At 67.5% G+C, this 19,156-nt stretch carries 13 protein-coding genes; all 13 read right to left on the reverse strand.

Annotated features, from left to right (window positions below):
• Window positions 1-71 precede the first annotated feature (71 nt).
• Entirely contained in the window at window positions 72-3,233 is a 3,162-nt protein-coding gene (locus tag CFB41_RS08990) for a multidrug efflux RND transporter permease subunit (protein ID WP_089456253.1), read from the reverse strand.
• A gap of 21 nt (window positions 3,234-3,254) precedes the next feature.
• Entirely contained in the window at window positions 3,255-4,616 is a 1,362-nt protein-coding gene (locus tag CFB41_RS08995) for a metallopeptidase TldD-related protein (protein ID WP_089456254.1), read from the reverse strand.
• On the reverse strand, window positions 4,616-6,067 hold the full coding sequence (locus CFB41_RS09000; protein WP_089456255.1) for a TldD/PmbA family protein: 1,452 nt from the start codon (window positions 6,065-6,067) through the stop codon (window positions 4,616-4,618). Before CFB41_RS09000 ends, CFB41_RS08995 begins: the two co-directional genes overlap by 1 nt.
• Window positions 6,060-7,703 (reverse strand): ABC transporter ATP-binding protein, encoded by a 1,644-nt coding sequence (locus CFB41_RS09005; RefSeq protein WP_089456256.1) that lies wholly within the window; start codon window positions 7,701-7,703, stop codon window positions 6,060-6,062. Before CFB41_RS09005 ends, CFB41_RS09000 begins: the two co-directional genes overlap by 8 nt.
• Entirely contained in the window at window positions 7,703-8,815 is a 1,113-nt protein-coding gene (locus CFB41_RS09010; RefSeq protein WP_089456257.1) for an ABC transporter permease, read from the reverse strand. Before CFB41_RS09010 ends, CFB41_RS09005 begins: the two co-directional genes overlap by 1 nt.
• Window positions 8,769-9,818, reverse strand: a complete 1,050-nt coding sequence (locus tag CFB41_RS09015) for a microcin C ABC transporter permease YejB (protein ID WP_089456258.1) — start codon at window positions 9,816-9,818, stop codon at window positions 8,769-8,771. Before CFB41_RS09015 ends, CFB41_RS09010 begins: the two co-directional genes overlap by 47 nt.
• A gap of 13 nt (window positions 9,819-9,831) precedes the next feature.
• Complete coding sequence (locus CFB41_RS09020; protein WP_089456259.1) at window positions 9,832-11,754, reverse strand: extracellular solute-binding protein; 1,923 nt, start codon at window positions 11,752-11,754, stop codon at window positions 9,832-9,834.
• Window positions 11,755-11,992: 238 nt separating this feature from the next.
• A complete protein-coding gene (locus tag CFB41_RS09025; protein WP_089456260.1) occupies window positions 11,993-14,785 on the reverse strand; it encodes a TonB-dependent receptor in 2,793 nt (930 codons plus the stop codon).
• 334 nt (window positions 14,786-15,119) lie between these two features.
• On the reverse strand, window positions 15,120-15,695 hold the full coding sequence (locus CFB41_RS09030; RefSeq protein ID WP_027787334.1) for a helix-turn-helix domain-containing protein: 576 nt from the start codon (window positions 15,693-15,695) through the stop codon (window positions 15,120-15,122).
• A 300-nt stretch (window positions 15,696-15,995) separates the two neighbouring features.
• Window positions 15,996-17,186, reverse strand: a complete 1,191-nt coding sequence (locus CFB41_RS09035; protein WP_089456261.1) for a tetratricopeptide repeat protein — start codon at window positions 17,184-17,186, stop codon at window positions 15,996-15,998.
• Window positions 17,187-17,202: 16 nt separating this feature from the next.
• A complete protein-coding gene (locus CFB41_RS09040) occupies window positions 17,203-17,634 on the reverse strand; it encodes a biopolymer transporter ExbD (RefSeq protein ID WP_089456262.1) in 432 nt (143 codons plus the stop codon).
• 128 nt (window positions 17,635-17,762) lie between these two features.
• On the reverse strand, window positions 17,763-18,185 hold the full coding sequence (locus CFB41_RS09045) for a biopolymer transporter ExbD (protein WP_089440152.1): 423 nt from the start codon (window positions 18,183-18,185) through the stop codon (window positions 17,763-17,765).
• A 20-nt stretch (window positions 18,186-18,205) separates the two neighbouring features.
• Window positions 18,206-19,120: a MotA/TolQ/ExbB proton channel family protein gene (locus CFB41_RS09050; RefSeq protein ID WP_089456263.1), complete on the reverse strand. Its 915-nt coding sequence runs from the start codon at window positions 19,118-19,120 to the stop codon at window positions 18,206-18,208.
• Window positions 19,121-19,156: the final 36 nt, after the last annotated feature.

The raw sequence follows: 19,156 nt of genomic DNA on the forward strand, positions 1-19,156 counted from the left end.
GTCGGTGAACCGTCTGCGCGGCAATCGCATTTAATCAACACAACGCTCGAAAATCACCTCTCGAAGCGACTTCACTCCCCTACCACCTCCGCCTGACGATCATCCCGCTTCGTCACCGCCACCCGCCTGCCGCCTCGCCCGGCCGACGCCACGACCCGAAACGCCACCGGCGCGAACACGAGCCCGAACACCGTCGCCGCCAGCACACCGCCGAACGCGCCCGTGCCGATCGACCGTCGGCTTTCCGCCCCCGCGCCCGTCGCCAGCACCAGCGGCACGACGCCCAGCAGGAACGCCATCGACGTCATCACGATCGGCCGGAATCGCGCAGCGGCCGCATCGACCACCGCCTGCCGCAACGGCACGCCATGCCCGGCGAGATCGCGCGCGTACTGCACGATCAGGATCGCATTCTTCGCCGCCAGCCCGACCACGGTAATCATCCCGACCTTGAAATACACGTCGTTCGGCATGCCGCGCGCGAGCGCCGCCGCGATCGCCCCCATCATGCCGAGCGGCACGATCGTCAGCACGGACAGCGGAATCGTCCAGCTTTCGTACAGCGCGGCCAGCGCCATGAAAACCGCGAGCACCGACAACCCGACGAGCAACGGCGTCTGCCGCGCGGCAACCTGCTCCTCGCGCGCCGCATCGACCCAGTCGAAGCCGATCCCGGCCGGCAGCGCAGCGGCAAGCCGCTCCATCTCCGCCATCGCCGCGCCCGAACTCGTGCCGGTCGCCGCGCGGCCGCTGAGGTCGAGTGACGGATAGCCGTTGTACCGGTTCAGCATCACCGGCCCGATCGTCCAGTGCGGTGCGGCAATGGCCGACAGCGGCACCATGTCGCCGGTACGGTTCGGCACGGTCAGCGCCATCAGTTGCGTATCGGTCGCGCGTGCCTCCGGATCGGCCTCGATGATCACCCGTCGCATCCGGCCCGATGCCGGAAAGTCGTTGATGTAGTTCGAGCCGAACGTGCCGCCCAGCAGCCCCGCGATCCGCTCGAACGGCACGCCGAGCGCATACGCCTTCGCGCGATCGACATCGAGTTCGATGCGCGGTGCATCCGGCAGGTCCTCGAAATGCACGGCCGAGAGCAACGGATCCGCCTTCGCGCGCTCGGCAAGCTGCTCGCGGGCCGCCTTCAACGCATCGAGCCCGCCCCCGCCGCGATCCTCGAGCCGGAACGTGAAGCCGTCCGAATGCCCGATGCCGCGCACCGACGGCGGCAGCGCCGCCTCGACGTCGCCGTCGAGGATCGCACCGAAGCGCCCGTTGAGCCGGTCGCGCAACGCCATCGCGTCGACGTCGCGCTTCGCCCAGTCCTTCAGTTCCACGAACGCCATCCCGACGTTCTGCCCGCTGCCGACGAAACTCCAGCCGATCACGCTCGTCACGTTCGCAATCGCCGGCTCCGCGTGCAGGATGGCCTCCACCCGCTCGACGACCGCGAGCGTGCGCGCCTGCGTGGCGCCGGCCGGCAACTGGATCATCACTTGCAGTTGCCCCTGGTCCTCGGTCGGCAGGAAACCGCCCGGCATCATCCAGTACAGCAACCCGCATCCGATCACGAGCGCCGCGTACACCACCACGACCATGCCGGTGCGGCGCACCGCAAACACGGCGACGCGGCGATAACCGGTTTCGGCGCGCGCGAAAGCCGCACCGAACCGGTCGGCCAGACGCGCGCCGATGCCGCGTCGCCGCGCACGGCCGGCGCCGCCATCGTGTCGCGCAACTGGCTTCAGCAGGTTCGCGCACAGCGCGGGTGTGAGCGACAGCGCCATGAACGACGACACCAGCATCGACGCGATCATCGCCACCGCGAACTGCCGGTAGATGCCGCCGACGCTGCCCGGGAAAAACGCCATCGGCACGAACACGGCGGTCAGCACCGCGGTTACGCCGACGATCGCCCCGCCGATCCGCTTCATCGCCCGGCGCGTGGCGTCGCGCGGCGACACGCCCTCCTCCATCACGCGGTGCACGCTCTCGACGACGACGATCGCATCGTCGACCAGGATGCCGATCGCCAGCACGAGGCCGAACATCGTGAACACGTTGATCGACAGACCGAACGCCCACATCGCGACGAACGCGCCCATCAGCGTGACCGGGATCACGACGGTCGGCACCAGCGTGTAGCGCAGGTCGCGCAGGAACAGCCACATCACGCAGAACACCAGCACCACGGCCTCGACGAGCGTCAGCACGACTTCGTGGATCGCGATCTTGACGAAGTGCGCGCCGTCGAACGGAATCTCGACCGCGACGCCCGGCGGCAGCGTCCGCGACAACTCCGCGAGCCGGGCGCGGATCGCATTCGACGTTTCGAGCGCGTTGCCGCGCGGGCCGAGCTGGATGCCGACCGTCGCGGCCGGCCGGCCGTTCAGCCGTGAATAGAACGAATAGTCGTCGCGACCGATCTCGATGCGCGCGACATCGGCCACGCGTACCACCGAGCCGTCCTGTTTCGATTTCAGCACGATCCGGCCGAACTCCTCGGGCGACGTGAGCTGCCCTTTGACCACGACCGTCGCGGTAAGCTGCTGGCCGCGCACGAACGGCGCATCGCCGATCGCGCCGGCCGTGACCGTCGCGTTCTGCGCGCTGATCGCCGTGATCACGTCGTCGGCGCCGAGATCGTATTCGCGCAACTTCACCGGATCGAGCCAGACCCGCAGCGCCTCGTCGGCATCCCACAGCTCGGCCGCGCCCACCCCCGGCGCGCGCTTCAGCTCGCGCAGCACGTAGCGGTTCAGGTAATCGCCGAGCTGCGCGGAATCGCGCGTGCCGTCGGTCGACGTCAGCGTGACGAGCATCAGGAACGTGTTCGCCGCCTTGAACACGCCGATCCCTTGCTGGACGACCTGCTGAGGCAGCCGCGGCTCGACCTGCTTCAACCGGTTGTTGACGTCGACGAGCGCGATGTCCGGATCGGTGCTGGGCGCGAACGTCACGTCGATCTCGAGGTTGCCGTGGCCGTCGCTGCTGGTCTCGTAGTACAGCAGCCCGTCGGCGCCATCGAGGCTTTCCTCGATGATGCTGCCGACGTTGGCATCGACCGTCTCGGTCGACGCGCCCGGATAGGACGCGGTGATCACGACCCGCGGCGGCGCCAGGCGCGGATACTGCGCGATCGGCAGTTGTGGAATGGCCAGCACGCCCGCGACGACGATCGCGAGCGCGACGATCCACGCAAAGACGGGACGGTCGATGAAGAATGACGGCATCGGCGAGGGTCCGCGAACGCGCTACAGCGTGAGCTCGAATGAACGTGCGAGCAGCCCCGGCAGCTGTGCGCCTCCGGTGGCGCGCTCGCCGTACGTGTCGTCGTTCGCGAGCAGCGCCGGTGCCGCGCCGAGCTGCTCGAGCGCCGACCCGAACAGCCGGTAGAAGCTGTCGTCGAACCGCATCGCGTCGACCGGCGCGACGATGCGCCCGCCTTCGACCCAGAACGTCGCGAACCGCGTCATCCCCGTCATCCGGCACGCGATCGGGTCCGAGAAGTTCAGGTACCAGAGGTTGCCGACGTAGAGCCCCGTGTCGAGCGCGGCCAGCACGTCGGCATCGGCGAGCGTGCCGCCGGCGATCGTCAGCGACTGCGGCGCTTCGCCGTTGTCCGCTCCGTTCGGCGTGCCCCCTTGCTCGCGCGCGGTGCGTGCGCAGACGAGCTGCCCGGCGCCCCGCCCTTCGACGACGAGCGGCACGCTGTCGCGCCGGTAGCCGTCCGCGTTGAACGCGGGCGCGATGCCCAGCGAGAAATCCTCGGTGATCGATACGCGCGGATCGAGCGCGACCTCGCCGGCATACAGGCGATGCAGCGGGCTGCGGGCGCTCGCCACCGCGCGCGCCGAAAAGCCGCTCCAGCCGAGCAGGCTCGTCATCTCGTGAATGGCGTCCGGCGCGAAGTACGCGCGGTAGCGCCCGGGCGCAAGCGCCTTTGGCGTGCGGCCGAGCACGGGCAGCCGCGCGGCGGCCGCGTCGACCTTGGCCGCGAACGCTGCATCGCGCCAGTCGTCGCCCGCATAGACGGTCTTGATCGCGCGGCCGCTCGGGTCGTACAGCGACCAGCTGAAGTTGAAATTCTCGACCTCGTACCAGCCGCGGCTGCCGGTTGACGACGCGAAGCCGCGCGCCAGCGTGCCGCCCGCGTAAAAGCCGACGAAGTCGAGCCCGCGCGCGCATTCGGCCACGATTCGCGCGAGCCCGTCCGCATTCGGCAGGCGCCCGGTGCGGCGCGTTTCCTGCACCCACGACGAGGTATCGAACAGCAGGTGCGGATCGTCCTGCGCATCGCGCAGGACGTCGCGCAGCACGGCGAGCGCGTCCGCCAGTTCGCGCAGGTCGGCTGCCGGATCGCCGCACACGGTCAGCGCCGAATGCGCTTGCCGCGCGCCGTCGATGAGCCGCACGGACAGCCGCCCCTGCGTGACGCGCCCGGTCTGGCGAATCCTGCCGCCATTGAAACGGATGAAGTCGGACGTTTCGCCGGAGAAGCCGAGCAGCACGGTTTCGGTCCGCGCGGTCAGCCGTTGTGCCTCCTCGGCGAGCCGGGCGAAATACGCATGCCAGTCGATTCCGGCCTGGCGTGTCATCGGATCGAATCCCGTCATCACGCGCCTCCGAAGACGTCGACGCCGGCGAACACGCAGGCCGGCGCGGCGTGGCCGACACGGATGATTTGCGCAGGCTCGCCCTTCCCGCAGTACGGCGTGCCGTAGATGCCGAACGTGCTGGCATCGCCGACCGCGCGCAGGCTGCGCCAGAACTGGGCGGAGATGCCGCGGTAGTTCGGGCGCTTGACGACCTGCGTGAGCCGGCCGTTCTCGATCAGTTGCCCGAATTCGCAGCCGAACTGGAATTTGTTGCGGTGGTCGTCGATCGACCAGGACGTGTTGGTGCGCATCAGGATCCCGTGCTCGGTGCCCGCGATCAGCGCATCGAGCGACTGGTCGCCGGGTTCGACGTTCAGGTTCGCCATCCGGTCGATCGGTGCGCGGTTCCAGCTCGACGCACGCGAGTTGACCACGCCCGGCAGGCCCGCGCGCTGCTGCGACAGCGCCCCGCCGAGCAGCCGTTCGAGCACGCCGTGGCGGATCAGGTACTGCTTGCGCGCCGGCGTGCCGTCGTCGTCGAATGCGTAGGATGCGGCTTCGGCCGTCGGCTCCGGATCGAACGTGACGTTCAGCAGCGGCGAACCATACTGATAGTGGCCGACCATCTCCGGCCTGACGAAGCTCGACCCGGCGAAGTTGCGCTCGTCGCCGAGAATCCGGTCGAGCTCGAGCGGATGGCCGATCGACTCGTGGATCTGCAGCATCATCTGGTCCGGCATCAGCAGCAGGTCGCGCCGGCCGGTCGGGCAGTTCGGCGCGGCGAGCAACTGCAGCGCCTCGTCGGCCACGCGCGCGCCGGCGCCGTCGAAACCGTAGCGCGCCAGCACGTCGATGCCGCCCTGCGCCAGCGTGCCCGATTGGCCGAGCGAGCGCGTCTGCGTGTCGCCGTGGCCATGGGCGACGGCTTGCAGCTCGGGCATCAGGAAGCGGAAGCGCTGGTCGATCCGTACGCCGTCGCTCGTCACGTAACACTGCTCGGTATGCACGATCATCACGCTCGCCGAACGCTCGACGATACGCGCACCGAGGTTTGCCGCCGCGCATTCGTGCGCGAGACGCTCGATCCATTCCGCGCGCGACGGCAGCGCCGCGTCGACATCGGGCGACGCATAGGTGCCGCTCGCCTGCGGACGCGCGGCCTGGCGATGATCGACCAGCGCCCACGGCGCGCTGGCCCGGGCCCGCGCGGTCGCGATGTCGAGCGCCGCCTGCAGCCCGGCCGGGGACAGGTCGGGCGTCGCCGCATAGCCGGCGCCCGTGCCGGCCCAGGCCGTCAGCATCGCACCACGCTCGCGCGTGCGCGAAAACGGCTGCGCGACGTCGTTGCGCACCGCGTGTTCGTCGATCGTCTCGTCGACGATACGCAGCGACCAGAAATCGGCGTCGCTGCGCAACCCCTGTGCTGCCTGCACGGCTCGGACGCCCGGCGCCCGGTTCTCGTCAATCATCGGTTCTCTCTTGCTGCTCCTGCGGGCCGCGCTCGGGCGCCAGCATGGACGACGCGAGCAGCGCCCGCGTATACGGATGGGATGGCGCGTGCAGTACGTCGAGCGTCTCGCCCGCCTCGACCACGCGCCCCGCCTTCATCACGATGACCCGGTGGGCCATCGCGCGCATCACCGCCAGATCGTGCGTGATGAACAGGTAGCTGAGTTTGTACTTCTTTTGGAGATTCGTCAGCAGATTCAGCACCTGCTTCTGGATCGACACGTCGAGCGCGCTCGTCGGCTCGTCGAGCACCAGCAGTTCCGGCTCCACCGCCAGCGCCCGCGCGATCGCGATCCGCTGCCGCTGCCCGCCGGAAAACTCGTGCGGATAGCGCAGCATCGCCTCGGGAGGCAGGCCCACCTCCTGCAGCAGCGCGGCGATCCGCGCGCGCCGCGCGTCGCCGGCCACTTGCGGCCGGTGCACGCCGAGCCCCTCGCCGACGATCTGCTCGACCGTCATGCGCGGCGACAGCGAGCCGAACGGATCCTGGAACACCACCTGCATGCGCCCGTACAGCGTGCGCCGGCCCTGCGTCGTGCGCAGCGACGCCAGCGGCATGCCATCGATCTCGATCCCGCCCGACGCCGGCCGCTGCAGGCCGAGCACGGCCGACGCGAGCGTCGATTTCCCCGAGCCCGACTCGCCGACGATCCCGAGCGTTTCGCCGCGCTTCAGGCTCAGCTGCACGTCGTGGACGGCGCGGAACGTCGTCTTGCCGAGCACCGAGCGCCAGCCCTTTGCCGCGATACGGTAGTCGACCGCGAGGTGCCGCACGTCGAGGATCGTCTGCGCGCCGGCGGCAACCGGCTCGACCGCCCGTTGCGGCGCGCTGTCGAGCAGCCGGCGCGTATAAGGATGCTGCGGCGCCGCGAACAGCGCGGCGGTCGTGTTGGTCTCCACCAGCACGCCCTTCTCCATCACGGCCACGCGCTGCGCGAAGCGCCGCACGAGGTTCAGGTCGTGTGTGATCAGCAGCACGGCCATTCCGCGCGCGGCGGCCTCCTGCTCCTGCAGCTCGATCAGCAGGTCGACGATCTGCTGGCGCACCGTCACGTCGAGCGCGGTGGTCGGCTCGTCCGCGAGCAGCAGCCGCGGCCGGCACGCCAGCGCCATCGCGATCATCGCGCGTTGCCGCTGCCCACCCGACAGCTGGTGCGGAAAGCTGTCGATGCGGCGCTCCGGCTCGGGAATCCCGGTGCGCCGCAGCAGCGCGATTCCGCGCTCGCGCGCGTCGCCCGGGCGCAGCCCCTCGTGCAGCCGCAGGCTCTCGGCGATCTGCTTGCCGATCGTATACAGCGGATTGAGCGCGGTCATCGGCTCCTGGAACACCATCGCGATGTCGGCACCGCGAATCCCGCGCATCTGCTGCTCCGTTTTCGCGAGCAGATCCTCGCCGTCGAACAGCATCCGCCCCGACAGCGTCGCCTGCTGCGCGAGCCGCAGGATCGACAGTGCGGTCACGCTCTTGCCCGACCCCGATTCGCCGACGAGCGCCACGCGCTCGCCGCGGGCGATCGACAGGCTCAGGTCCTGTACGGCCGCGTGCGCGCCAAAATGCGCGGAAAACCCGTCGATCTGCAGCAACGGTCTCGTCATCACCGCCCTCCGCCGAATGCCGAACCGCGCGTGCGTGTATCGAGCGCGTTGCGCAGCGCATCGCCCATGAAGGTGAGCAGCAGCAGCGTCACCACCAGCGCCGCGAACGCCGCGATCGAGATCCACCACGCATCGAGGTTGTTCTTGCCCTCCTGCAGCAGCTCGCCGAGGCTCGGCGTCGGCGGCGGCACGCCGAGGCCGAGGAAATCGAGGCTCGTCAGCGACAGGATCGCCGCGCTCATCCGGAACGGCAGGAACGTGATCACCGGCGTGAGGCTGTTCGGCAGCACGTGGCGCCACATGATCTGTGCGTTCGTCAGCCCCATCGTGCGCGCCGCTTTCACATAGTCGAGCGCGCGGTTGCGCAGGAATTCGGCGCGCACGTAGTCGGACAGCACGAGCCAGCCGAACATCGACAGCAGGATGAACAGCAGCCACAGCGACGGCGTGAAGATCGACGCGAAGATGATCAGCAGGTACAGGTCCGGCAATGCGCTCCAGATCTCGATCAGGCGCTGCCCGACCAGGTCGGTGCGGCCGCCGTAGAAGCCTTGCAGCGCGCCCGTCAGCACGCCGACCAGCACGCCCGATATGGTCAGCGCGAACGCCATCAGCACCGACAGCCGGAACCCGTACAGCAGCCGCGCGAGCACGTCGCGGCCGAACTGGTCGGTGCCGAGCCAGTTGCTCGACGACGGCGGCGCCGGATACGGCCGCGACGCGAAATAGTCGATCGTGTCGTAGCGATACCGGTTCGGCGGATAGATCGCGAAATTGCCGTGCGACTCGATCTTCGTGCGGATATACGGATCGAGATAGTTCGTCATCGCGGGAAAGTCGCCGCCGAACGCCGTCTCCGGATAGTCCTTCACGATCGGGAAGTAATAGTGCCCGTCGTAGCGCACGATCAACGGCCGGTCGTTCGACAGCAGGTCCGCACCGAGGCTGAGCGCGAACAGCACCGCGAAGATCACGAGGCTCCAGTAGCCGAGCGGCTGCGCGCGAAAGCGCAGCCACGTGCGCCGCCACGGCGACGGCGAGGCCGCGCACGCGACGCACGCCGGGTCAGTGGTCCAGGCGGTTGAACTGGATACGGGGGTCGACGAGGACATAGCAGATATCCGCGATGAGTTTGGTCAGCAGGCCGATCAGCGTGAACAGGAACAGCGAGCCGAGCACGACCGGATAGTCGCGGCGGATCACCGAGTCGTACGACAGTTGCCCCATGCCGTCGAGCGAGAACAGCGTCTCGATCAGCAGGTTGCCGTTCAGGAAGGCGCCGACGAACGCGGCCGGCAGCCCGGTGAGCAACGGGATCGCCGCGTTGCGCAGCACGTGCTTCCACAGCACGTCGCGCTCCGGCGCGCCCTTCGCGCGTGCGGTCAGCACGTATTGCCGGCCGATTTCCTCGAGGAACGTGTTCTTGGTCAGGATCGTGACGATCGCGAAGTTGCCGACGACCGACGCCGTCACCGGCATCACGACGTGCCACAGATAGTCGAGCGCCTTGCCGATCAGCGTCAGGTCGTCGAAGTTGTCGGACGTGAGCCCGCGCATCGGAAATACCTGCCAGAACGTGCCGCCGCCGAACAGCATCAGCAGCAGCACGCCGAGCACGAAGCCGGGCACCGCGTAGCCGGCCAGCACCAGCACGCTCGTCACGGTATCGAACCGCGACCCGTTGCGCACCGCCTTCGCGATGCCGAGCGGCACCGACACCAGGTACGTGAGGATCACTGTCCACATCCCGAGCGTGATCGACACCGGCAGCTTCGAGCAGATCACCGCCCACACGCTGCGGTGCGCGAAATAGGACTGGCCGAGGTCGAACGTCGCATAGCTTTTCAGCATCAGCACGTAGCGTTCGAGCGGCGGCCTGTCGAAGCCGAACTGCTTGCGGATCTGCTCGATCTGCTGCGGGTCGACGCCCTGGCTGCCGTGGTAGCCGCCTGCGCTGCCCGCCTCCCCGCCGCGCGCACTGCCGTGGCGCAACTGCGCGAGCACCTGTTCGACCGGGCCGCCCGGCACGAACTGCGTGACCGCGAACGTGATCGTCACCACCCCGATCAGCGTCGGGATCATCAGCAGCAAGCGCCTGAGTATGTATGCCAGCATCGTCGTTCCTCCGTCAGGCGGCCGGTGCGGGTTTCGCCGCCGGTTGCTTCACGTACCAGTAGTCGATGATCCAGTCCTCGTATTGATAGGAGTCCGGCACGATCGCCGGGTGGCCGAGCGTCGCCTTGTACGCGATCCGCGCGTTCGGCAGGTAGTACTGCGGGATCAGTGCGTACAGGTTGATCAGCACGCGGTCGAGCGCGTGCGTGGCCGTCTCGAGATCGTCGAGCGTGTCGGCTGCGAGCGCCGCACGGATCAGCGCATCGACCGCCTTCGATTTCACGCCCGGATAGTTCTCGGATCCGGGCTGCGACGCGGCCGCACTGCCGAAGCGGCGCGTCAGCTCCGCGCCCGGAATCGTCACCGGCAGGTAGATGTACGTCGTCATGTCGTACTCGAAATTGTCGAGCCGCTTCAGGTAGAGCGCGCTGTCGATCTCGTGGAGATACGCGTGGATGCCGAGCATCGCGAGCGCCTGCGTGTACGGCAGGATCAGCCGGTCCATGCCGGGCTGGTCGTCGATGATCTCGATCGTCATCGGCGTGCCGTTCGCGTCGCGCAGCGCGCCGTCGCGGTAGTGCCAGCCGGCCTGCGCGAGCAGGTCGCGCGCCTCCTTCAGGTTCGCGCGCAGCGAGTTAGGCGGCAGCGTCGACGGCTGCCGGACCATCGGGCCGAACACCTCGGGCGGCAGCGTCGCACGGAACGGTTCGAGCAGCGCCAGCTCCTTCGCGCTCGGCATGCCGGATGCCGCGAACGGGCTCGCCTCCCAGAAGCTGTTGGTGCGGCGATACTGCCCGTAGAACATCATCCGGCTCATCCAGTCGAAATCGAACGCCAGCGCGAGCGCATGCCGCACCCGCACGTCCTGGAACATCGGCTTGCGCATGTTCATCAGGAAACCCTGCATCTGCGCGGGGCCGTCGGGAAACTCGCCGCGTGTCAGCATGCCGTTGCGAAAATTCTTGCCGACGTACTTGCGCGCCCACTGGGTCGCGCTGTATTCCATGCGCGCGTCGATGTCGCCGGCCTTGAACGCTTCGAGCGCCGTGTATTGATCCAGGTACAGCTTGAACGACACGTGTGCGAAGCGGAACATGCCGCGTCGCGACGGCAGGTTCGCTGCCCAGTAGTGCGGGTTACGCACGTAGCTGATCTGCTTGTCGTTCCTGCGCTGGTCGATCAGGTACGCGCCGCTCGCGATCGGCGGCACGTTCGCGATCTGGTCGAACGGCGGCCGCGTGCCGTCCGCGCGCTGCCCCCATTTCGGCGAGAACACCGGCAGGTCGCCCGCGATCAGCGCGGCGTCGCGCTCCGCATGCTTGAACTCGAAACGCACCGTGTGGCCGTCGACCACCACCGCGCGCTTGATGATCGCGAACTGCGCGTTGTACAGCGGCGACGCCTGCGGGCTCGACAGCGTGTCGAACGAATACTTGACGTCGGCCGCGGTGATCGGGTCGCCGTTCGAGAAGCGTGCGGCCGGGTTGATGTGAAACGTCGCCGACAACCCGTCGGGCGCGACGTCGACGTCGTCGGCGATCAGCGCGTATTCGGACGCGAGCTCGTCCCAGCTGCGCTGCATCAGCGTGTCGAACATCAGGTTCTTGATGTCCGGCGCCGGCGCGCCGCGCACGAGGAACGGGTTCAGCGAATCGTAGCTCTGCGCTTCGTCGTAGTTTTCGAACTGGAGCGTGCCGCTGTCGGGCGCATCCGCATTCGCGTAGTCGAAATGCGTGAAGCCCGGCGGATACTTCGGATGGTCGTATTGCGAAATTGCCGGCACCGCGAGCGCGGCCTGCGGCATGACGCCGCCCGACACGAGCCACACGGCGCACGCGAGCAGCGCGGCGCGCGCGGCGGTGCGCATCCGCCCGTGCGTGCGCGTCAGGTGCGAGTGGCGCGGCACGCGTGCCCGTCGCCCATTCAACAGTCTCATGGTCAGTCTGTCCGGAAGCGTGCGGGTGCGAAGCCTGCGCGCAATCGATGCCCGTGCCGGACGCCGCATACGGCCGCGTCCCGCGGATGGTTCGTGCTGGTCCCGATCGGATGAACTGCACCGCCGCGCGTCCCGGTTGCGGGCCGTCGTGGCGCCAGGTGAAAAAAGGCCGCCCCGAAAAGGGGGTAGTGGACGTGGAGCGGCCTGTCCCAAACCTGTCAGTGCATCGCGATCGCCATCAGAACTTGTACGTCGCGCCGACCTGTGCGAATCGGCCGATGTACGAGTACACCGACGTGTCGTACCCGCTCTGGCTCAGGGTGCCGTTCGCGAAGATCGGGTCGAACGGCGGCGTGCGGTTGAAGAGGTTGTCGATGCCACCGTAGATCGTCCAGTTCTTGAAGCCCGTGTACGTCACCATCAGGTTGAACTGGCTGTACGAACCAACCTTGTTCGGCTCGGGCATCAGGTTCTGCGCGTACGGACCCGTGAACTGCCACGTCAGCGCCGCATCGAACTTCCGGTAGTTCCAGTCCAGCGTCGTGTTGCCGCGCCAGCGCGGGAAGCTGCCGCCGAACGGCTGCGTGATCGTGAAGTTGTTGCCCGCGCCGTTGACCGGCGCGGCGCCCGGGAAGCCGATCTTGTAGCTGTTGACGTAAGCCCAGTCGCCCGACAGCGTAATCGTGCCCCAGCCCTTCAGCGGCAGGCCCTGGCGGAACGTGCCTTCGAAGCCGTTCGTGTCGAGGTAACCGAGGTTCTGGTACGGAATCACCTTGTACAGCAGCTGGCCGGTCGTCGGGTCGGTCACGACCTGCGATGGCTTGCCCTGGCCGATCACGTTGTCGATGCGGATCTTGTACCAGTCGAAGCCGAGGTCGGTGTAACGACTCGGCGAGACCTGGAAGCCGATATTGAGGTTGCGCGTGCGCTCCGGCGCGAGGTTCGGGTTGCCGACGGTGATCGACGTGTAGTTCTGGCCGGTGGCCGGGTCAACCTGGATGCCGAGCGTCTGCGACTTGCTGTCCTCGACGAAGGTCGGCGCGCGGAAACCGCGGTTGTACGACGTATACAACGTGAGCGCCTTGATCGGCTGGTACCGCAACGCGAAGCGCGGCGAGAAGGCGCCGCCCACGTCGGTGTAGTGATCGTAGCGGCCTGCCTGGCTGAACGTCAGGTTCTCGATGATCGGTATGTTGATCTGGTAATAGATGGCCGCGACGTTGCGCTGGCCATCCACCGTCTCGAGGTCCGGCGTGATGACGGCGCCGCTCAGGTATTCGGAGCCCGGCGTCAGCGTTTCGCTCTGGTGCGTGAACTGCGCGCCGAAGCCGATGCCGACGTCGCCGGCCGGCAGATGGAACAGGTTCGGCGTCGACAGCGTCGCATCGATCGTGTCGAGCTTCGAGATGCCGAGGTTGTTCGCCTCCTGATAGAGACCGTTGAACGCGTTAGGCGTCGCGGCCGGGTTCGCGAAATTCAGCGTGCCGTTCTGGTAGATGTTGTTCAGCGCGTTCACGTTCAGCTGGTTCGTGAACACGTTCGACACCGTGCTCTGCGAATGGCTGACCGACGTCGCCCAGTCCCAGTCGCCGTACGGCAGTGTGAACGACCCCTTGATGCCGGCGGCCGCCCGCCAGTAGTTGGCCCAGGTCTTTTGCGCGACCGTGTTCGGAAACGCATAGGTGAGCGGCGTGGCCGCACCCGTCGTGTTGTACGGGTTGCTGACCGGCACCGTGTAGTTGAACGGCGACAGCAGCTTCGTCTGCGGATTCCAGACGAGCGCCGGGTTCTGCGAGTTGCCGATCACGTTGTTCCACAGGCCGTCGTTGGTCGTGGTCGTGTTGTAGCTCTCCATAAAGTCGGCGAACGCGGTCGTCTTGTCGTCGATCTTGAAGTCACCGTGGAGCTTCGCGTTCAGGCGCTCGGTCATCGGCAGGATCGACGTGCTTTCCGCCGTGTTGTACCCGCAGATGGTGCCCGGCAACCCGGCCGACAGCGAATTCGGCGCGGCCGGATGAACCGAGCCGCCGAACGGGCAGCCGCCGTTCAGCGCCTGCGCACTGCCGTCGGGCATGTTCCAGTAGGACGGCGCGAGCAGCGAGAAGCCGCCCGGCTTGCCCGTGAAGTCCTGGCTGCGCGTGGAATCACGGTCGGCCAGCGTGAAGCCGTTCGACTTGTAGTAGCTGAGCGCGGCCGTCACGTTGAAGCGGTCGGCGTTCAGGTCGCCGAAGCCGCCGAGCACGCCGAACTTCATCGTGCCGTCGCCGTTGCCGGCGTTGATCGCGCTGCCGAGGCTGCCGTCGAGCTGCAGGCCGCGGAAATTGTGTTTCGTGATGATGTTGACGACACCGCCGATCGCGTCCGAACCGTACTGCGACACGGCGCCCGTCTTCACGATTTCGATCCGCTCGATGTCGTTGAGCGGGATCGTGTTGAGGTCGAAGAACGAATCGACGCTGTTCGAGAAGAACGCATACGGTGCGACGCGCTGGCCGTCGACCAGCACGAGCGTGTACTTCTCCGAGAGGCCGCGCAGTGCAATGCCGGCCGCGCCGGCCGCGAAGTTGCCCGATTGCCCTTCGCCCCAGCTGTTCGCCGAGTTGGCTGCCGCATCGCGCAGGAAGTCGGCGACGGTCACCGCGCCGCTGGCCTGGATTTCCTTCGGCGTGATCGTCTGCACCTGCTGGAAACCCGTCTTGTCGGCCTGCCGGATCAGCGAGCCCGTCACTTCGAACCGCTTGATCTGCGCGACCTTGCCCTGCCCGTTCGCGGCGGGTGCGGCAGGCGTCGCCTCGGCCGCTGCACCGGGTGCTGCATCGGGCGCCGCGGCGTCCGGTGCAGCGGCGCTGCCCGCCGTGCCGGCCGCCTGTGCAACGGTCACGGGCGCGCCGCTCGCGACCGCATCCGCGATCGCGACGGCGCCCGGCGCCGGCTGACTCTGGGCGAACGCCGGCGGCGCCAATGCGGCCGTCAGCGCCAGTTCCGCCCAGACTATCCTGTTGATGGCCAACGCCAAAACTCTCTGCTTCATCTTGTTCCCTCTCGCTCGTAGTAAGACCCCACCTGCTGTGCGCCGGAACCTTGTGAATTCCTTGCGCGTCCTGGGTGCCCGTGTACCGGAACCCGCGATTGCCACGCTATCGACTGCCACGACTCGAACGGATCGGCCTCGTAGCACCAGCGCCATTCGGCATCACCGTCTTTTTCTATTTTGATTCGTTATACTAAACACCTACATTGAGCGCATTGCCTGCTTCTTCCCGGCTCGACGGGCGGTTGGTTCCGTAAAATGCGAACCTGTATGCGCCGTACTGCGCACCTTCCGCCGTCGACCGGGTACTTCTCCTTCCTGCCGGCCGCCTTCGCTAGAACAGCCTCGGCGTGCCGACCCAGACGATCACCGCCTCTTCGTCGGCCGTATTGCGCCACGCATGCGGCATCGTCGATTCGTAATGCGCGGTATCGCCCTCGTTCAGCGTGAACGTGCAATCCTCGAGCGTCAGCGCCACCTGCCCGCGCAACACGTAGACGAACTCTTCGCCCGCGTGCGTCGTCATCTCGGACGACAGCTGCCCCGCCGGCATCCGGACGAGAATCGCATCGAGCTTGCGGCCGTCCACCAGGTTCGTCAGCCTGGCGAACCGGCTGGCCGAGTTTGTGAACTGGAAATACTGCAGCGCGTTGCCGCGGCATACCGAGCGCGCTTCCGTCGGCGTGTCGATGAAGTACTGCATCGTCACGCCCAGCGCCTTCGCGATCCGCACCAGCGACGTGATCGACGGCGTCGCCCGCCCGCGCTCGACCTGCGACAGGAACGGCTTCGATATGCCGGCGATCGTCGACGTTTCGTCGAGCGTGAGTTTCAGGCGCTGGCGCAGCGCCCGGATCTTGTTGCCGAGCGACACGGCGACGAGCACCGACTCATCAGGGGGCAAAACCATGGAAAGACGGTTCCTCGCAGTCGAAATCGGTTTGATGTCGTCAAGCCTCGACCGATGCCGCGACGCAGCCGGCCCGGCGCGATCCCCCGCTGCACGCTGTCGCGACGTGCAAGCCACGCGCGGTGCGGCAGCGCACTCGCGTCGTGCGCCCGCACATCGCTCGTCCATTTCATTCGGCTTACTAATTAACAAGTTTTCCCCTTTTCATCGGCTGACCTGTTCGTCGTGCATCCGCGCGATCGCGGCGGCACACCGCTTTCCGACCGCCAGCATTGCGCGCGGCCGTGCACGTCCGTTGCGTTACCGGGAGGCCACCACCGTCCAGAGCCGTGCCAGATCACCGGAACCGTCGGTGCCCTTGACCGTGCGCAGCACCTGGACCGCACGCGCCTTCTGGCCAGCCACGTAATACGCCTCACCGAGCCGCAGCCGCGCCGCGTCGGGATGCTCGAGGCCGCCCTTCGCGATCGCCTGCTCCATCATCGGCAGCCCCTGCTGTGCATGGCCCTCGAAGACGAGGTTCATGCCTGCGTCGATCGGCGCTGCCGGCGTCGTGGCGTCGCCGCCCGATTGCGCGCGCTTCGCGGCGAGCGCCTGCAACCGCTTCTCGCGATCCGCCTGCGCGTCCTTGCCGAGTACACCGGATGCGAACCCCTGGTCGATCACCTGCTTGCCCTCGGCGGCCGAGCCCGCCACCAGCGCGAGCTGCGTCATTTCCATGTACGCGTTGGCGGTCGTGAGCGAGCCCGTCGCCCGCCGCAACCGGTAGATGTCGAGGTCGAGCGACGGCAGATACCCGGGGTTGCCGCGAATGGCCGTGACCATTTCGTCCCAGTACGCGGGGCTGGGGTGATACGCCACCAGCAGCCCGAGCGCACCGCGATATGCGTTGCCGTCCTTCACTTTCTGCGCGCAGGTCGCCAGCATCTGCAACTGCCCTTCGTCCGGTGCGTGTCCGCCATTCGCCTGCGCGTCGGTGCTCGCTTTCAACTGGCTCACGAGCGGTGCGCAATCGTTCGACAGGTAGTAAGACTGCGTGAGCAGCGTGCGCATTTCCGGGTCCGATCCACCCGCCTTCAGGTAGCGCTGCGCGACGCGGATCGCCAGCGGGTAGTTCTTCTGCTGGAAGTAGATGCCGGCGAGCGCCGCCGTGGTCCGCTGCTCGTCGTCGCCCGAGAGCCGCCCGGAGTTCAGCACGCTCTCGTACGCCTGCGCGGCCGTCCCCGAATCGCCGGCCGCCATCGCTGCCGCGCCACGCATTTCTTCAACCACGGTGGTTTCGTACGGCGTCCGGTTCGGCACGGCCGCCGCCTGCGCGATCTTGCCCAGCGCGTCGCGATACTTGTGTGCGCGGTACAGCTCCTGCGCGGCCGCCAACGGTTTCGCCACGTCCGGCCGCAGCGCGTCCGCCGGCAGCGCCGGGCGGCCGAGCAGGCCCGCCGCGCCGAGCGCCGTCACCGCCATCATCCGTTTCCATCGTCGCTGGTTCATCGGCTCGTCCGTGTCGTCATTGCATGAACTGTTCGTTACCGATCAGGCCGATCTTGGTCGCGCCCACGCGTTGCGCGGACGCGAGCACGGCGGCCACGTCCTTGTACGGCACCAGCTTGTTGGGGCGCAGATGGATCTCCGCCTGCACGGGTTCCGCGGCCACCTGGGCCAGTTTCGACTCGAGCGCCGCGCGATCCGGCACCGGGGCGCCGTTCCATGTCGTCGTGCCGTCGAAGTCGATATCGATCTGCACGATTTCCGGCGGCGCGGCCGGCGGCGGCGGCTTACCCACCGGCAGGTCCATCTTCACCGAATGCATCTGAATCGGGATCGTGATGATCAGCATGATCAGCAACACCAGCATCACGTCGATCAGCGGCGTGGTGTTGATATCGACCATCACTTCCGGCTCGGCGTTGCTTCCGCCCGAAGGCACGTTCATTCCCATCGTCGAACTCCTGTCGATCCACGTTAGCGCTTCAGCGCTTACGTGGATCCCATGCTTCGCGGTCGACCAGCGTCAGCGCTCCCCCACTTACCGCCAGCCCCCTGTCCCACCCCGATTCCACTGCGCGACTATCCCCCGCGCGCCGGCGGCTCCGTAATGAACGACAGCTTCGCGATCCCCGCGCGCTCGCACATCGTGACCACCCGGCCGATGAACTCGTAACGCGTGTTCTGGTCGCCCCGCACGTGGACGCTCGGTTGCGGCTGCTGCTGCGACACGTCCTTCAGCTTCGCGAGCAGGGTCGTGGCATCCACCAGCTGTTCGCCCCAGAAGAAATCGCCATCGCGGTTCACCGCGATCTCGATGCTCTTCGGCGTCGTCTGCAGCGGCTGCACCGTCTCCTTCGGCAACTGAAGCTGGATCGTGTGCGTCACGACCGGAATCGTGATCAGGAAGATGATCAGCAACACCAGCATCACGTCGACGAGCGGCGTCGTGTTGATGTTGGCGATCACCTCGTCGCTATCGTCCTGCCCGACGTTCATGGCCATCGCGCGTCTCCGTCAGCCGGTCAGTTCGCGAGCGACGCCGCGGCCGGCGACGACGACGCGCGTGCCGGGCGCCGATTGCCGGCCAGCAGCACGGTATGCAGTTGCGCGCCGAAATTGCGCACCCGCTCCATCACCGACTTGTTGCGGCGGACCAGGAAGTTGTAGCCGAGCACCGCCGGCACGGCGACGGCGAGGCCGATCGCGGTCATGATGAGCGCCTCGCCCACCGGGCCCGCGACCTTGTCGATCGACGCCTGCCCCGCGATGCCGATGGCCGTCAGCGCGTGATAGATCCCCCAGACGGTGCCGAACAGCCCGACGAACGGCGCGGTGGAGCCCACCGTGGCCAGAAACGCGAGCCCGTCCTGCATCCGGTTCGACACGTTCGTGATCGAGCGCTCGACCGACACGTCGATCCACGTATTGCGGTCCACCGCTTCCAGCAGCGCGTCTTCATGATGCTCGCCGGCCTCGATCGCCGTTTCGGCGATGAACCGGAACGGCGACGCCTCGTCGAGCAGCTTGGCGCCCTCGGCCAGCGACGGCGCGGTCCAGAGTTGCGCATCCGCCAGCTTCGCGCGGCGATTGGCGCGCAGTTGTTCCAGGAACTTCGTGATCATGATGTACCAGCTGCCCATCGACATGATCACCAGCAGGATCAGCACGAAACGGGCGACGAAATCGCCGTTCTTCCATAGCGCACCGAGCCCGTACGGATTCTCGACCGCTTCCGTCGTGGCCGGCGCGGGCGGCGGAGCCGGCTCGGCGGCCGCCGGAACCGGGGCCGGCGCAGCCGACGGTGCCGCGGCCTGCGCCGACGTGCCGGCCGCGCCGCTCGCCTGCGCGTGGGCGAGCTGTGGTGCAACGAACCCGTCGATTGCGGCGACGGACATCAGGATGCTTGCCGCCAGCGCGGCCAGTGAACGCTTCGTCATACCCCACTCCAGTTAATTCGAAGAACTGAATACCCC

This window comes from Burkholderia sp. AU33803 (assembly GCF_002223095.1).
In the GTDB taxonomy this organism is placed as follows: Bacteria; Pseudomonadota; Gammaproteobacteria; order Burkholderiales; family Burkholderiaceae; genus Burkholderia.

Excerpts from the sequence above, each read along its gene's own strand:
- CFB41_RS08990 (WP_089456253.1), bottom strand. The coding sequence starts at position 3,233 with ATGCCGTCATTCTTCATCGACCGTCCCGTCTTTGCGTGGATCGTCGCG.
- CFB41_RS08995 (WP_089456254.1), bottom strand. The coding sequence starts at position 4,616 with ATGACGGGATTCGATCCGATGACACGCCAGGCCGGAATCGACTGGCAT.
- CFB41_RS09000 (WP_089456255.1), bottom strand. The coding sequence starts at position 6,067 with ATGATTGACGAGAACCGGGCGCCGGGCGTCCGAGCCGTGCAGGCAGCA.
- CFB41_RS09005 (WP_089456256.1), bottom strand. The coding sequence starts at position 7,703 with ATGACGAGACCGTTGCTGCAGATCGACGGGTTTTCCGCGCATTTTGGC.
- CFB41_RS09010 (WP_089456257.1), bottom strand. The coding sequence starts at position 8,815 with ATGTCCTCGTCGACCCCCGTATCCAGTTCAACCGCCTGGACCACTGAC.
- CFB41_RS09015 (WP_089456258.1), bottom strand. The coding sequence starts at position 9,818 with ATGCTGGCATACATACTCAGGCGCTTGCTGCTGATGATCCCGACGCTG.
- CFB41_RS09020 (WP_089456259.1), bottom strand. The coding sequence starts at position 11,754 with ATGAGACTGTTGAATGGGCGACGGGCACGCGTGCCGCGCCACTCGCAC.
- CFB41_RS09025 (WP_089456260.1), bottom strand. The coding sequence starts at position 14,785 with ATGAAGCAGAGAGTTTTGGCGTTGGCCATCAACAGGATAGTCTGGGCG.
- CFB41_RS09030 (WP_027787334.1), bottom strand. The coding sequence starts at position 15,695 with ATGGTTTTGCCCCCTGATGAGTCGGTGCTCGTCGCCGTGTCGCTCGGC.
- CFB41_RS09035 (WP_089456261.1), bottom strand. The coding sequence starts at position 17,186 with ATGAACCAGCGACGATGGAAACGGATGATGGCGGTGACGGCGCTCGGC.
- CFB41_RS09040 (WP_089456262.1), bottom strand. The coding sequence starts at position 17,634 with ATGGGAATGAACGTGCCTTCGGGCGGAAGCAACGCCGAGCCGGAAGTG.
- CFB41_RS09045 (WP_089440152.1), bottom strand. The coding sequence starts at position 18,185 with ATGGCCATGAACGTCGGGCAGGACGATAGCGACGAGGTGATCGCCAAC.
- CFB41_RS09050 (WP_089456263.1), bottom strand. The coding sequence starts at position 19,120 with ATGACGAAGCGTTCACTGGCCGCGCTGGCGGCAAGCATCCTGATGTCC.